The organism is Paraburkholderia sediminicola (assembly GCF_046026855.1).
Taxonomy (GTDB): domain Bacteria; phylum Pseudomonadota; class Gammaproteobacteria; order Burkholderiales; family Burkholderiaceae; genus Paraburkholderia; species Paraburkholderia sediminicola_A.
This window is the reverse complement of record NZ_JAQQET010000033.1, coordinates 74,917-89,463: the sequence shown is the minus strand read 5'-3', so window position 1 is coordinate 89,463 and position 14,547 is coordinate 74,917. Positions and strand designations below refer to the sequence as shown.

The 14,547-nt window shown below is 62.2% G+C and carries 15 protein-coding genes; 5 read left to right on the top strand and 10 right to left on the bottom strand.

What is annotated here, in order from left to right:
* Positions 1 to 6 precede the first annotated feature (6 nt).
* From PQR40_RS29965 to PQR40_RS29955, 3 genes are all read right to left on the bottom strand, one after another.
* Positions 7 to 717 (bottom strand): MotA/TolQ/ExbB proton channel family protein, encoded by a 711-nt coding sequence (locus tag PQR40_RS29965; protein WP_408510481.1) that lies wholly within the window; start codon positions 715 to 717, stop codon positions 7 to 9.
* A gap of 77 nt (positions 718 to 794) precedes the next feature.
* Positions 795 to 1,592: a 4-hydroxy-tetrahydrodipicolinate reductase gene (dapB, locus tag PQR40_RS29960; RefSeq protein ID WP_408510480.1), complete on the bottom strand. Its 798-nt coding sequence runs from the start codon at positions 1,590 to 1,592 to the stop codon at positions 795 to 797.
* Positions 1,593 to 1,777: 185 nt separating this feature from the next.
* The gene (locus PQR40_RS29955) at positions 1,778 to 2,608 is read right to left on the bottom strand and encodes an outer membrane protein assembly factor BamE (protein ID WP_408510485.1); all 831 of its coding nucleotides are present in this window, start codon (positions 2,606 to 2,608) and stop codon (positions 1,778 to 1,780) included.
* 158 nt (positions 2,609 to 2,766) lie between these two features.
* Here PQR40_RS29955 and fur point away from each other — a divergent pair, with 158 nt between their 5' ends.
* On the top strand, positions 2,767 to 3,195 hold the full coding sequence (gene fur, locus PQR40_RS29950; protein WP_325043456.1) for a ferric iron uptake transcriptional regulator: 429 nt from the start codon (positions 2,767 to 2,769) through the stop codon (positions 3,193 to 3,195).
* A 181-nt stretch (positions 3,196 to 3,376) separates the two neighbouring features.
* Here fur and PQR40_RS29945 read toward each other — a convergent pair whose 3' ends face one another.
* The 3 genes from PQR40_RS29945 to PQR40_RS29935 all read right to left on the bottom strand — a co-directional run bounded on the left by PQR40_RS29945 (position 3,377) and on the right by PQR40_RS29935 (position 6,376).
* Positions 3,377 to 3,889 (bottom strand): ureidoglycolate lyase, encoded by a 513-nt coding sequence (locus PQR40_RS29945; RefSeq protein ID WP_408510479.1) that lies wholly within the window; start codon positions 3,887 to 3,889, stop codon positions 3,377 to 3,379.
* Positions 3,890 to 3,903: 14 nt separating this feature from the next.
* Positions 3,904 to 4,914 (bottom strand): allantoicase, encoded by a 1,011-nt coding sequence (alc, locus tag PQR40_RS29940; RefSeq protein ID WP_408231364.1) that lies wholly within the window; start codon positions 4,912 to 4,914, stop codon positions 3,904 to 3,906.
* 133 nt (positions 4,915 to 5,047) lie between these two features.
* Positions 5,048 to 6,376: a C4-dicarboxylate transporter DctA gene (locus PQR40_RS29935; RefSeq protein ID WP_408231361.1), complete on the bottom strand. Its 1,329-nt coding sequence runs from the start codon at positions 6,374 to 6,376 to the stop codon at positions 5,048 to 5,050.
* A gap of 226 nt (positions 6,377 to 6,602) precedes the next feature.
* Between PQR40_RS29935 and PQR40_RS29930 the strand changes: the two genes are divergently transcribed.
* Positions 6,603 to 7,295: a FadR/GntR family transcriptional regulator gene (locus tag PQR40_RS29930; protein WP_408231358.1), complete on the top strand. Its 693-nt coding sequence runs from the start codon at positions 6,603 to 6,605 to the stop codon at positions 7,293 to 7,295.
* 91 nt (positions 7,296 to 7,386) lie between these two features.
* On the opposite strand, the gene gap is transcribed toward PQR40_RS29930, so the two are convergent.
* Both gap and tkt read right to left on the bottom strand, forming a co-directional pair.
* A complete protein-coding gene (gene gap, locus PQR40_RS29925; RefSeq protein WP_074282197.1) occupies positions 7,387 to 8,397 on the bottom strand; it encodes a type I glyceraldehyde-3-phosphate dehydrogenase in 1,011 nt (336 codons plus the stop codon).
* A 95-nt stretch (positions 8,398 to 8,492) separates the two neighbouring features.
* Complete coding sequence (tkt, locus tag PQR40_RS29920; RefSeq protein ID WP_408510478.1) at positions 8,493 to 10,514, bottom strand: transketolase; 2,022 nt, start codon at positions 10,512 to 10,514, stop codon at positions 8,493 to 8,495.
* Between the two features lie 281 nt (positions 10,515 to 10,795).
* Here tkt and speE point away from each other — a divergent pair, with 281 nt between their 5' ends.
* The 3 genes from speE to PQR40_RS29905 all read left to right on the top strand — a co-directional run bounded on the left by speE (position 10,796) and on the right by PQR40_RS29905 (position 12,979).
* Positions 10,796 to 11,692 carry a polyamine aminopropyltransferase gene (speE, locus tag PQR40_RS29915; RefSeq protein ID WP_408510477.1) on the top strand — a complete coding sequence of 299 codons (897 nt, stop codon included), beginning with the start codon at positions 10,796 to 10,798 and terminating at the stop codon, positions 11,690 to 11,692.
* A 113-nt stretch (positions 11,693 to 11,805) separates the two neighbouring features.
* Positions 11,806 to 12,219 (top strand): VOC family protein, encoded by a 414-nt coding sequence (locus tag PQR40_RS29910; RefSeq protein ID WP_172160109.1) that lies wholly within the window; start codon positions 11,806 to 11,808, stop codon positions 12,217 to 12,219.
* Between the two features lie 19 nt (positions 12,220 to 12,238).
* Positions 12,239 to 12,979 (top strand): 16S rRNA (uracil(1498)-N(3))-methyltransferase, encoded by a 741-nt coding sequence (locus PQR40_RS29905; protein WP_408231348.1) that lies wholly within the window; start codon positions 12,239 to 12,241, stop codon positions 12,977 to 12,979.
* Positions 12,980 to 13,233: 254 nt separating this feature from the next.
* Here PQR40_RS29905 and PQR40_RS29900 read toward each other — a convergent pair whose 3' ends face one another.
* Together PQR40_RS29900 and PQR40_RS29895 are read right to left on the bottom strand one after the other, a co-directional pair.
* On the bottom strand, positions 13,234 to 13,794 hold the full coding sequence (locus PQR40_RS29900; protein WP_115783446.1) for a barstar family protein: 561 nt from the start codon (positions 13,792 to 13,794) through the stop codon (positions 13,234 to 13,236).
* 16 nt (positions 13,795 to 13,810) lie between these two features.
* Complete coding sequence (locus PQR40_RS29895; RefSeq protein WP_408231342.1) at positions 13,811 to 14,221, bottom strand: ribonuclease; 411 nt, start codon at positions 14,219 to 14,221, stop codon at positions 13,811 to 13,813.
* Positions 14,222 to 14,547: the final 326 nt, after the last annotated feature.

Sequence of the window (14,547 nt, the reverse complement as noted above, 5' to 3'; positions counted from 1 at the left end):
CTGCGCTTAGTAGGTCCGTGCCTGGGCCTGCTGAGGCTGGGGCCGTGGCTGATCCGCTGGCGCGCACACATAGGCGTGCAGATCGTGCGCGAAGCCATCGAGTTCTTCAGTCAACTGCCGCACCAGCCGTCCGAGCACGTTATAGGCGAGCACCGCCGGAATCGCAACCACGAGGCCGAAGGCCGTCATGATCAGCGCCTCGCCGACTGGACCCGCCACGTTTTCGATTTGCGCCTGACCGCTCGCCGCGATGCTGCCGAGCGCGTGATAGATGCCCCAAACGGTGCCGAGCAGGCCGACGAACGGCGCCGTGCTGCCGACAGAGGCCAGCAGCACCTGGCCGAACTCGAGCCGCCGCTGCGACGCGTTGAGCGCGTGACGCAGCGCTCTCAGCACCCGTTCGCCGCGCTCGACACGCGCGAGCAGCGCGCCGGGGATGTCCACTTCGGCTGCATGCAGCGCGGCCTCGGCGAGCGGCGTGAAGACGCGCTCGCGGTCCACGCGCTTCAATGCCGCGACGCCGTCCGATAACGTCGACGCCTGCCAGAATTGCGCAATCGCCGGCGTGGCCTGGCGTTTGGCGCGCGTGAGGATCCAGCTTTTGACGATCAGAAAGCACCAGCTCGCAATCGACATAGCCAGTAACACGTACGCGACGCCATGCGTGATCGCGTCGCTGGTTTCCAGGTAATGGATGATGCCGCTGCTGCCTGCCATCTGACCTCGCCATTGGAAAGTGATTACAGGGGGCTACAAAAGAGCAAAGCGGGGCCGCAACCGGCCCCGTGACACGCTCAACGCAGGCCGAGCACGTCCTGCATATCGAAGAAACCGTTCTTGTGGCCTTCGAGGAAACGGACAGCACGAAGCGCGCCTTGCGCATACGACAGGCGGCTCGCCGATTTATGCGTGATTTCGATGCGCTCGCCGATGCCCGCGAACAGCACCGTATGGTCGCCAACGATGTCGCCGCCGCGAATCGCCGAAAAGCCGATCGTGGACGGATCGCGTTCGCCGGTCACACCTTCGCGGCTGTAGACGGCGCAGTCGTCGAGATTGCGGCCGAGCGCGTTGGCGATCACTTCGCCCATAGTCAGCGCGGTGCCGGAGGGCGCGTCGATCTTGTGACGGTGATGCGCCTCGATGATCTCAATGTCGTACCCGGTCGCGAAATGCTTCGCGGCGTATTCGAGCAGCTTCAGCGTGACATTGACGCCCACACTCATGTTCGACGAAAACATGATGGCGATCTTGTCCGCCGCGGCGCGCAGTTGCGCTTTCTGTTCGTTGTCGAAACCGGTCGTACCGATCACCACTTTGACGTTGTGGCGCTGCGCGGCTTCCAGATGCATCAGCGTGCCTTCGGGGCGCGTGAAGTCGATCAGGTACTCGGATTCGGCGAACACGCGTTCGATGTCGTCCGTCAGCAGCACGCCCGTCTGTTTGCCGAGAAACGCGCCGGCGTCCTGACCCAGTTGCGGGGAGTCCGCACGATCGAGCGCGCCGGACAGCGTGGCGCCGGAGTCGTTGAGAACGGTTTCGATGAGCATTCGGCCCATACGGCCCGATGCGCCAGCAATGGCAATTTTCATGGCTACGAGGGTTCGAAAAGTCAAAACCCGGCAAATGCGGGCAAAAGCGGCGGCGGGCAGCACACCCGGGCGCCACGCATACAGAAACAGCAACAACCTGCACAGGTACAGCAGAAAGGCTGACGGGCGCTGTACACGGCGCGTTGCCCGTGTGCAGCGCCCGTCTTAAGACAGGGACAGCGCGATTAGTCGCCCGTTCCCGAAGCCGGCGAAGCGGTCAGCGGTGCGTTCAACGTCGGGCCGCCGCTGCTTTGCGGGCCAGTCGGGCCCACCGGATTGTCCTGCGTGCCCGGAACTTGCGGCGGAGGAGGACGATGGAACTGGAACTGCGGTTGCCCAGCGGAGGTTGGACCCTGCGACGGAATACCGCCGCCATTCGCGGTCGGCGCCGAAGAACGTACCGACGACTGCGCCCTCCCCGACGGTGATTGCACCGCGTTGGTCAGCCGGTTGGCGGCCTGCGCGGCTTCGGCGTTGGCGTCCGTTGACGGCGCGGCCGCTGCAGCGGCGCCATCGACGGACGGCGAGCGCGTGGTGTCGACGGCAGCCGGCGCCGCGGCCACCGGCGCGCTGGCGCCAGTGGCTGCGCTTGCCACGTTCGGCACGGCGGCTTTCTTCTTGCCGAGCTTGTCACCGTCGATTTCCGCCAGCAACTCCAGGTTGGACGGCAGATCTTCGCCACCCGACCAGCTGGCGACACGATCACCCGTGAACAGAACCACGAAGTCGCGCTGCTGCACGACGTTAGTCGAACCGCGTTTGAAATAGAACACGTAGTCCCAGCGGTCCGCATGGAACATGTCGGTCAACAAGGGCGTGCCGAGCAACTGCTTCACCTGCGCACGCGACATGCCGACCTGCATCTGCGCCGCCGCTTCTTTCGAGACGAAATTCCCTTGCACCACCGTAATACGGTACGGCGTAATACTTTGGGCAACGCGCTGCGTCAGGCTGTCGTAAGTGGAACACCCGGCAAGAACCGCGACAGTCGCAACAGCGATCAAGGTACCCCGCATGCGGCTCCCCCGGTAGATCAATTGAGATTTTGAAATCATTTCACTCACCGTGCGGGCCCGTTGACGAGCCGCGCGAGTTTCATTCCATCGAAGATGACCAGAACGGCAAAAACACATTACTATGAGAGCCCAGCATTGTACTCTAGGGATCCCTTGTCATGACCAATCCAACCGATCTCAAGAATATCGGGCTCAAGGCGACCCTTCCGCGCCTCAAAATCCTTGAGATTTTCCAGCATAGCCCAGTGCGTCACCTGACTGCAGAAGACGTCTACCGCAACCTGTTGCACGAAGAACTCGATATCGGCCTGGCAACCGTGTATCGCGTGCTGACGCAGTTCGAGCAGGCCGGTCTGCTCTCGCGCAGCAATTTCGAATCGGGCAAAGCGGTGTTCGAATTGAACGAAGGGTCGCATCACGACCACCTCGTTTGCCTCGACTGCGGGCTCGTCGAAGAGTTTTTCGACTCCGAAATCGAGAGTCGTCAGCAATCCATCGCGAAGGACCGCGGCTTCAAGCTTCAGGAACACGCGTTAGCGCTGTACGGCGCGTGTACCAAGGAGAATTGCCCGCATCGCAAGCACTGAGGTTGAATCAGTGCGATGCCGGCCGCGTCGGGGTGCGCGGCTCAGTGAGCAACGGGAAAACCCGGCTGATGAAAATCGGCCGGGTTTTTTTATGGGTGCGGTGCGGTGTGGCGCTGCAGCCGCGACAGGACGCCAGCGCCTCGTCGCATGTGCGGCGCTGCCGCCGCATGGCGACGCAGGCCTACTCCGCCAACTCGACGCTCGCCTCAAACAGCAACCGCCAGGGCCCGGCCAACGACAACTCGTCGCAGTTGGACCGCTCGCCGCCACGATCCACCACCACAAAATCGCTCACCCGATCGAGCGCGAGCAGCGGATGGTGCCAAACACCTTTCGCGTAGTTCACACCCTGCCAGCCGTCGCTCCAGAACGCCCGCATGCGTGCCGGAGCGAATTCGCCCGCCGGCGCCACTACCACCAGATAGCGGCACGCCGTTAAGGGAATGAAAGCCTGGCTGCCCAACGGATGCCGCTCCATCATCGTGATTTCGATCGGCAGCGCGCGCGGTTGCGCCCGAAACAGATTGATCAGCGGCCGACCGCCGGTTTCCGTCACGTCGACGTTTGCGAGGTCGTGATAGCGCTCGGTCGTGCCGCCATTGATCGGAAAATGACGCGCGCCGTCCAGTTCGATGACGTCGCCGAACGACGCGAAGGCCGCACGCGTCAAACGTTCCAAGTGCAAGGTTTTCATCGACGCGGCTCCGTTTATGCGATCTCGCCCCACAAGCGCAGGCGCGACACACCACCATCCGGGAAAATATTGAAACGCACGTGTGTCACTGGCCCGAGGGACGCGATATCGTCCGCGAACGTGTGCACGTGGTCCATCTGCAACTTCTGCTCACCGAGCAGCACCGGCCAGAACATCGCCTGCGTGACGAGGGAATCGTCCGTGCCGCCTGTCACCGAGGCCGCCTGCAGCGAACAGCGGTCGGGGTAATTGCCCTTGAAATGCGCCGTATCCACTTCGATCTTGCGAATCACGCCCGGCCGCGCGAGCGCGACGATCGCCCAGTCGTTGCCCGGCTCGCGACGGCGTCGCGTTTCCCAGCCGTCGCCCATATTGACGCCGCGGCCCGGCATCAGCATCTGCGAGGCCGGCCCGAAATGCTGGTTGTTCGCGGCGACGAGGTACGCGCCGTTTTCGATCGCAGCGAGATCCAGCAGCGTACCGCGCTCGACGCGCTCCCAGTCGCGCTTCGGCTGGCCGTACACGCGCAGACGCGCGAGACCGCCGTCCGGATACAGATTCACGCGCAGATGGGTGAAAGCGCGGGCGTCGGTCACTTCGACGTAATGATGGTGGTTGCCCTGCAGCGTGGTGGCCGGAACCAGCGTTTGCCAGTCGGCGTTGTCCGGCGGAACGTCGCCGTCCACGTAGCACGCGTCGATTGAAGCAGCCGGCGGGAAGTTGCCGGTGAAGTGGCTCGTGTCCAGATCAACGCCGTGAACGACGCCTGGCCGCGCGAGCCGGATCACGCAGTAGTCGTGGCCGGTGGTCCGCTTGCGGCGCGTTTCCCAGCCGTCCATCCATTTCCCGTGGTCGTCGTACTTGCCCGGGATGAACACGGCCGGCTGCGGCTCGAGCATGCGTTCTTTCGGCGCGAAGAATTCGTCGCTCGCGTGGAGCGCCTGCGCGCCCAGACGCGGGTCGGCGAGGTTCATGTAGCGACGGGTGAAAGCGGGGGCGTTGGGGTCAAGGATCGGATTAGCCATAGTCTCAGTCAGACGACGAAAAGTGAGGAAGAGCCGGCGGAGTCAACGCATCCGCCGGGGCAGAACGCGCGCTGCGTGGGCGCGCTGATGAATGGTGATGGGTCTGACCACAGGGCAACGTGGTCGCGCCTGGTCAGACGGCCGGTGCGTGTTCGCCGGCGGCGGGCTCGGCGCCTGCGTCTTCGCCGGCGGGCACATAGCGCATCGCCTCGTCACGGTTCAGCACGCGATGGGCGCGCGCCCGGTCGATATCGTTTTCCCACACGGCGACCACCACCGTCGCAACGCAATTGCCGATCAGGTTGGTCAGCGCGCGGGCAATGCCGACGAACCAGTCGACCGGCAGAATCAGCACGAGGCCGAGCACGGGGATCGCCGGAATCGCGGACAGCGTCGCCGCCAGAATCACGATCGCCGAGCCGGGAATGCCGTGCGCACCCTTCGACGTCACCAGCGATACCAGCACCACTACGATCAGATCGTGGATCGACAGCGGCGTATTGGTGGCCTGCGCGATGAAGATCACCGCCAGCGTCAGATAGATGGAGAAGCCATCGAGATTGAAGGAGTAGCCGGTCGGAATCACCAGACCGACGGTCGAATCCTTGACGCCCATCCATTCGAGTTTGCGCATGATCTGCGGCAGCACGGCATCGGACGAAGCAGTGCCAAGCACGATCGACAGTTCTTCGCGCAGATAGCGGATCAACTTGAAGATGCTGAAGCCGGCCAGCCGCATCACCACGCCCAGCACGACCGCCACGAACACAAAGCAGCTCGCATAGAACACCAGCACGAGCATGCCGAGTTGCTTGAGCGACTCGACGCCATAGGTGCCAGTCGTGAATGCGATCGCACCGAGCACGCCGAGCGGCGCGAGCTTGATGATGAAACCCATGACACGGAAAAACACCTGCGAAAGCTCGTCGATCAGGCTGCTCACGCGCTGCGCCTTATTGCCCAGCAGCGATAGCGCCGAGCCGAATAGCACCGAAAACACGAGGATCTGCAAAATGTCGCCGGTTGCGAACGCGTTGATCGCCGTGTCGGGGATGATCTTCAGCAGAAAACCGGCCGTGTCCTTGAGGCTCTTCGCGTTCTCGGTGTAGGTCGACAATGAAGCGGGATCGAGTGAGTGCAGGTTGATGTTCATGCCAACGCCAGGCCGCGTTGCGTAGGCCAGCACCGCGCCGATCACGAGCGCAATCGTTGTCATGGCCTCGAAGTAGATCACCGCCTTCAATCCAACGCGGCCGACTTTGCGCAGATCGCCGGCATGCGCCATGCCGCTCACCACCACGCAGAAGACGATCGGGCCGATCACCATCTTGATCAGCTTGAGAAAACCGTCGCCGAGCGGGCGCAACGATTGCGCGAAATGCGGAAACGCGGCGCCGATCACGATGCCCGCGACCAGCGCTATGACGACCCGGCCAAACAGCGAATTGAAAAATTTCAACACGGCTTCCTCCTGGTTACGATTCGCATCTGTTCAGACTGGTCCGACCAGTACTGTTATGGCAAATAGTAGGAAGCCGATATACTGACGTCAAGGACTCAAAACACAGTGTTTACCCGTCTTTTTCTTCGCGTTTCGGGGCCGGATTGTGCATGCGTAACGACGCCCGTACGAGCGTTCAGAACGCGTACTACAATGCTGGTCAGACCGCGCACCCGAGTGAGCCACGATGAGAAACGTTCCGCATACCGTCACTGATGCCGCCATCGCGACCATCCGCGAACGGATCGAAGCGGGCGTCTATCCGGTGGGTAGTTTGTTGCCGGCGCAGCGTCAGCTCTCCGAAGAACTGGCGATCAGCCGCGCATCGCTGCGCGAGGCGCTCTCAACGCTTGAAGCGCTCGGTCTGCTGATCATCCGCCCCGGTAAGGGCGTGTATGTGGAAAGTGCGCAGGCCACGGCCGCGCAATCGTGGCGCTTCGCGGAGCAGTCGTCGCTGCCGGACACGTACCAGATGCGCTTCGCGCTGGAAGGTTTTATCGCGCGCATGGCGGCACTGGCTGTCAGCGATTCCGACCTCGCCTGGTTCGAAGACAACATCACCGCCATGCAGACGGCGCTCGCCTGCGACGAACTCGACGAAGCCGCCCGCCTCGACTACGACTTCCACATGCGCATTGTGAGCATCGCGGGCAACGCGGCGATCGAGTCGATCCTGAGCAGTAGCGCGGACATCATGAAGGAAAGCCAGCGAATGCCGTTCTACCGGCGCGAGCTGGTGCTGTCTACCTACACCGAACACCGGGCAATTCTCGACGCGCTTAAGGCGCGTGATTCCGCCGCCGCCGGCAAAGCAATCGAAACCCATATCTCGAACGCCGCGCAGCGCGCCGGCGTCTACTTTCCGATACCGCAGGCGTAAAAAAAACCGCTCCGAAGAGCGGTTTTTCCTGGCCGTTGCCCTGCCAACGGCCAAGGCCGGCAGCAGCGGCACACTGAGCTAAAACACCAGCTTACTTCGCGTTGGCCAGCGCCACAGCCGTGTCCAGCATGCGGTTCGAGAAGCCCCATTCGTTGTCGTACCAGCTCGACACCTTCACCAGACGGCCCGACACCTTGGTCAGCGTGGAGTCGAACGTCGACGAAGCCGGGTTGTGGTTGAAGTCGATCGACACCAGCGGCGCCGTGTTGTAGCCGAGGATGCCCTTGAGCGAGCCTTCCGATGCTTCCTTCATGATCGCGTTGACTTCCTCAACCGTCGTGTCGCGCGCTGCGATGAACGACAGGTCGACGATCGACACGTTGATCGTCGGGACGCGAATCGCGTAGCCGTCCAGCTTGCCGTTCAGTTCCGGCATCACCAGGCCCACTGCCGATGCGGCGCCGGTCTTGGCAGGGATCTGGCTGTGCGTGGCCGAACGCGCGCGGCGCAGGTCTTCGTGATACACGTCCGTCAGAACCTGGTCGTTCGTGTACGCGTGGATCGTGGTCATCAGACCATTCACGAGACCGATCTTGTCGTTCAGCGGCTTGACGAGCGGTGCCAGGCAGTTGGTCGTGCACGATGCGTTCGAAATCACCGTGTCCGATGCCTTCAGCACATGGTGGTTCACGCCGTAGACGATCGTTGCGTCGACGTCTTTACCGCCCGGCGCCGAGATGATCACCTTCTTTGCGCCGCCTTTGATGTGCGCGCTCGCTTTTTCTTTGGTCGTGAAAAAGCCCGTGCATTCCAGCACGATGTCGACGTTCAGCTCGCCCCACGGCAGTTCGGCCGGGTTACGGTTCGCCAGCACGCGGATCTTGTCACCGTTGACGACCAGGTAGTCGCCGTCCACCGACACTTCGCCCGGGAACTTGCCATGGGCCGTGTCGTATTGCGTCAGGTGGGCATTGGTCTTGGCATCGCCAAGATCGTTGATGGCGACGATTTCGATATCGTGCTTCTTGCCGTTTTCATAGAAGGCGCGCAGCGTGTTGCGGCCGATCCGGCCGTAGCCGTTGATTGCGACGCGAATCGTCATGGTCTATCTCCTGATGGCTGAAAAAAATCTTCCATGTTCGTCTGTCCTTCCGGCGCAACCGCGCGTGGGGTACACGCGGCCGCGCTTACCGAAGGTCAGCCGAGTGCGGCTTTTGCCGTCTCTACCACGTGCTCGACGGTGAAGCCGAAATGCTTGAACAGCACGCCAGCCGGGGCCGATTCGCCGAACGTGTCGATGCCGACCACACCGCCTTCCAGACCCACGTACTTGCGCCAGAAATCCGTGACACCGGCTTCGATCGCGACGCGGCGCACGCCGTGCGGCAGCACGCGCTCGCGGTATTCGACGTCCTGCTTGTCGAACACGGTGGTCGACGGCATCGACACGACACGTGCCGCGATGCCTTCGCGAGCCAGCGGCTCGACCGCGTTCAACGCCAGTTCGATTTCCGAACCGGTGGCGATCAGGATGATCTTGCGCGCGACAATCTCGTCATTCCAGTCGCGCAGCACGTAACCGCCCTTCTCGATGTTGGCGATCTGCGCGTCCGTGCGCGCCGAGAACGGCAGGTTCTGACGGCTGAAGATCAGGCACGACGGGCCATGATGCTCGACCGCGTGGGTCCAGGCCACCGCCGTTTCGACCGTATCGGCCGGGCGCCACACTTGCAGATTCGGAATCAGACGCAGGCTCGCGACGTGTTCGATCGACTGGTGGGTCGGACCGTCTTCGCCCAGACCGATCGAGTCGTGCGTGAACACGAAGATCGACGGGGCCTTCATCAGCGCGGCGACGCGCAACGCGTTGCGGCTGTAGTCCGAAAACGTCAGGAACGTGCCACCGAAGGCCTTGAAGCCACCATGCAGCGCAATGCCGTTGATCGCGGCGCTCATGCCGAATTCGCGCACGCCGTAGTTGACGTAGTTGCCGGCAGCCTTGCCTTCAGCGTTAACACGCACCGGCTTGGCGGCCTTCCAGTTGGTCAGGTTCGAACCGGTCAGATCGGCGGAACCGCCGAGCAGTTCCGGCAGCACGGCCGACAAACCTTCGATAGCCTGCTGCGATGCCTTGCGCGTCGCGATGGTTTCCGCGCGCTCGTTCGCGCCGGCGATGATGGCCTTCGCCTTTTCCTTCCAGTCTGCGGGCAATTGCTTCGCGTCACGGCGCGTGAATTCAGCCGCTTCCCACGGATACTTCGCTGCATAAGCAGCGAATGCCTTGTCCCACTCGGATTCGATGCGCGCGCCCGCTTCCTTCGCATCCCACGCTGCATAGACTTCTTGCGGGATCATGAACGGCTCCCACTTCCAGCCAATCTTTTCACGCGTCGCCGCGATTTCCTTGTCGCCGAGCGGCGAGCCGTGCGAATCGTGGCTGCCGGCCTTGGTCGGCGCGCCTTCGCCGATTACGGTCTTGCAGCAGATCAGCGTCGGCTTGTCCGACAGCTTGGCTTGCTTGATTGCCGCGTCGACCGCGTCGACGTCGTGGCCGACCACGTTCGGAATCACGTTCCAACCGTATGCTTCGAAGCGCTTCGGCGTGTCGTCGTGGAACCAGTTAACCACTTCGCCGTCGATCGAGATGCCGTTGTCGTCGTAGAACGCGATCAGCTTGTTCAGCTTCAGCACGCCTGCGAGCGAGCAGGCCTCGTGCGAGATGCCTTCCATCAGGCAGCCGTCGCCCACGAACACGTACGTGTGGTGGTCGACGATCTTCGCGTCAGGCTTGTTGAATTCGGTTGCAAGCAACGATTCGGCGAGCGCCATGCCGACCGCATTCGCGAGACCCTGGCCGAGCGGGCCGGTGGTCGTTTCGACGCCCGGCGTGATGCCGTATTCCGGGTGGCCCGGCGTCTTCGAATGCATCTGGCGGAAGTTCTTCAGCTCTTCGATCGGCAGATCGTAGCCGGTCAGGTGCAGCAGCGAGTACAGCAGCATCGAGCCGTGGCCGTTCGACAGAACGAAACGGTCGCGATCGGCCCACTGCGGGTTCTTCGGATTGTGACGCAGATGACGCGACCACAAGGCCACGCCGATTTCGGCCATGCCCATCGGCATGCCGGGGTGGCCGGAATTCGCTTTTTGAACAGCATCCATGGACAACGCGCGGATTGCGTTAGCCATCAGGGAGGTGGGTGCGGGAGACGGGGTCGTCATGTCGAGTCCGGAGACAGAGTCAGAAAGCGGTGCGCGCTTGAAGCCCGGATGCTCGAATGCCAGTCCACTTCGGCGCACGGTGCGGCGCCAGGAGACGCGAAACGGGCAGAGCAAACGGACAAGGCTGAAAGCGTGACATTCTAACAGAACGTTGACCCACGCCCCGCGCGGAAAGCCGCCTGCTTGTGTGGCGAGGCATGCTCGGCGGGGCCGCGCGGCGCTTCTGCCCTTTACAATTGGGCAACCTGAACCCACCGTGCTCCTGCCGGAGCCTGCCATCCGTGAGCGCTCCTCTGCTGTTCCAGCCCACCGCCGACGCAGTCTACGGATTTCCGAATGCGCGGCGGCTTGCGCGCGTCGATTCGCCCTACCAGCGTATCGAGGTATGGGACACGCCGCAGCTCGGCCGGCTGTTTACGCTCGACGGACGCCCGATGACCTCCACCGGCGACGAGTTCATCTACCACGAATGCATGGTGCATCCGGCCGCTCTGGCGCATCCTTCGCCGAAAGCTGCGTTGGTGCTGGGCGGCGGCGACGGCGGCGCCGCGCGGCAATTGCTGAAGCACCCGGGCATCGAGCGGATCGTGGTGGCGGAGCTCGATGCCGAAGTCGTGCGTTTGACCCGCGAGTATCTGCCCGAGGTGCACGGCGGTGCTTTCGACGATCCGCGCGTCGAACTGGTGATCGGCGACGCTGCGGATTACGTCGCGAGGGCTGTCCGGGCGGAGATCGAGGCCGCAGCCATAGCACAGTTCGATCTCGTCGTCTTCGACCTGACGCCGCCAGACTCCCCCGCCGCGGGCCTATACACGCCGGACTTCTACATGCAGCTCAAGCGCGTCATGAGTCCGACCGCCGCACTCTCGCTTCACCTCGGCTCTCCCTATTTTCACCCGGAGCGCATTGCCGGCCTGCTCGACGAGCTGCGCGATGCGTTCAGCATCGTGCGCACGATGAGCACGTTCATCCCGCTCTACGGCTCGCTGTGGATGATGGCGACCGCCAGCGACACGCTCGACCCCGCCGCCGTCACCGTCGACGCACTCACAGGGCGATTTGCCGCGCGTCGAATCGACTCACTGAAGCACTACGACCCAGCCCTGCATGTCGGACTGTTCTCGGCATCCCGGTCAGTGCGCGATAAACTAAGTCAATTCTTAAAGCCATCAAGCTAACGCGTGGGCAAAATGCACGGTTCGGTCGGCGCGCGCTATCGGTGTATCGATATGCAACCGCCCACCTGGCCTCGCAGCATGCATCCCGCAAACCCATAGATCCGGAGAACCCCATGACCGCCTCCCGCCCAGCCGGTGTGCCCTGGTTGACCCCTTATCTGACAGTGCGCGACGCGCGTGCCGCGACTGCGTTTTTCGAAGCGGCATTCGGCTTCGAAGAACGCGATAGCGTCCAGGACGACGGTGTCGTCATGCATGTTGAGATGACCTATCAAGGCCAGCTGATCGTGATGTTCGCGCCGGAAGGCGCGTTCGGCTCGGCGGCGAAAACACCCAAAAGCGCGGGCGCGATTGCGCCGCAATCGTTTTATGTCTATGTCGACGATGTCGACGCGGTTTACACGCGGGCGCTAGCCGCCGGCGCAAAATCGCTGAGCGAGCCACAGGATCAGTTCTGGGGCGACCGGTTTGCCCAGGTCGAAGATCTGGACGGCTACCGTTGGGCGCTCGCTCGCCACCTTTCCTGAACCAATGAGTATTTTTTTGATGCCTCGCTTCTTCGTCGGTACGCCTCTCAAGCCCGACGACATCATGCAGTTACCCGATGACGTCACGCGCCACATCCTCGTGCTGCGTTTGCAGCCCGGTGATTCGATCGTGCTTTTCAACGGCGAAGGCGGCGAATACAGCGCCGAACTCGTCGAGGTCGAACGCCGCTCTGCCAAAGTGAGAATTCACGAGTTCCGCAATATTGAAGTGGAAGCGCCGTATCACCTTACCCTCGCGCAAGGCATTGCCGGCGGCGACAAGATGGACTGGCTCATCGAGAAGGCAGTCGAACTGGGGGCCTCGTGTTTTGTGCCGCTGACCACCACGCGCAGTGTCGTGCGTCTTTCCGGCGAACGCGCGCAGCGGCGGCATGTGCACTGGCAGGGCATCGTGCGCGCGTCGTGTGAACAGTGCGGGCGCAATCGCTTGCCGGAAGTGATGCCGGTACGCGAAATCGCCACGTGGCTCGGCGCGCTGCCTCGCACACCCGAAGAAGGCGAAATGCGCATTCTGCTGTCGCCGCGCGCCAGCATCAGCTTTTCGGCACTCCCCTCAAATCCGCCGTTCGGGCGCGTGACTGTGCTGGTCGGCCCGGAAGGCGGTTTTTCGGCTGCGGAAGAAGCCGCTGCGACCGACCATGGATTTACCGCAGTCGGTCTCGGCCCGCGCGTGTTACGCACGGAAACCGCGGGCATCGCGGTGCTTTCGGCGTTGGCAGCTCGCTGGGGCGCCTGGTAAACCGGGGTACGCTCGCCAGCTGGCTTGAGCCGGATAAGCGGAACGGCAGGCGAGCGCCACGCTAGTAAAGCTGTTCAGCCTTAGAGCCAAGCCAAACCAAGCCAAACCAAGCTAAATAAAACGGTGGCTTTGAAGCCAAGCCTCTGATTCAAGCGCCCAAAGCAAAGGCCCGCCAATTGGCGGGCCTTTCTCTTTCCTTTGCAAGCGGTAAGCGGCGCTCAGGCTACCCGCCCGCACAAACCACCCGGCAAATTTCAGGCAAACGAGTAAAACACCCGGAACGCGACCTTGCGCTCAGCCCAGAACTCGGCCGCTTCGCGGAACACGTCGAGGAGCGTCTCGCGCCCTTCCTTGTCGAATTTTTGTGCGACCGGCAGTTGCTCGAGCACGATCACGAAGCCGGGCTGCGCGCCTGCTTTATGGACCAGATCGGTCAGGCAATCGTAGAGCGCGTCGTAGTTCTTGCCGAAATGCTTCGGAAACAGGAACGACGTAGCAATGGTCTCCAGCACTTCCTGTTTGGACTGAGCGTTCGCGCAGTACGCGTACAGAAAATGCTGGCCGAGTTGATTGGCTTCATCAGCTAGATCCTGCACGCGAAACGCGCGGATCGACTGTACGATGTTCGGTCGTACGGTCTTGAAAAGACTCATGGGCTCCTCGTTCGATGAAAGCACAGTGCTGGCTTCGCTCTGGTTATCCCGGCCCTGGTCGCCGGCGCGCATCCGCATGACGCGCTGGAACAAATTGCCGTCGCCGGCCGCGAAAAGATCCGTCGCGACTCCGGAGTCGTGCGCGTAGACGTTGTCGCTCATGCCGTTCATCCCGATGTCATTCAACAATACGATTAAAACTGGTGTAGTGGTCGTCCGAGTAGTAGCAGTTGTCGATCCGCTGTACCGGACCTCCGCAGACGATGCGACGCGCCCCGCGGTTTCGTGCGCGAGGCGTGGGAACGGTGTATTCGTGGTAATAGCCGCGCCGATGCGGCGCTAGCAACCGTTCGCGATTGCCGAATACGATGCCGTCCTTCTCATACGGGTAAGGCCCGCCCGCGGCAATCAAGTTCAATGTATTGACCGCTTCGCGTGGTAACTGCGCCGCCGCGATAGTGCCCTGTGCTTGCGTATCGGCGGGTGCCGTGTAGTCGCGCGCAAACGCGCCAGACACGGAGCCTGATAAAGCGCAGAGCGTCAAAGCACCGATCAGCACGCCTTTAATGCGCCGCCACTTGCGTGCCATGAATCAAGGTTCCCCGCTGTTAGATCACGAGTTTGACGACCATGAAAGTCGTAAGGGTATCGCTAAAACCCCACAGAATCAACGTGCGCCGGACAGGCAGAAGCTTCCAATCGCGCGGGAAAGAGCCCCGGAACGGGCTTTGACGACTTTTGACAGAATATTTAGCTTGTACAAGCTAGAATTAACTTATTGAGGCAAATGAAGCAAGCCCAAACCCCTAGGCAGCTCATTGCGCAGTCCATTCCCTGAAGTGAAAGCCTTGCGGTCCTGCAGTCTCTCGGAGGCGGAATGGTCTCATTCAGCCTCTTTTTAGGGTGGCTATCCCC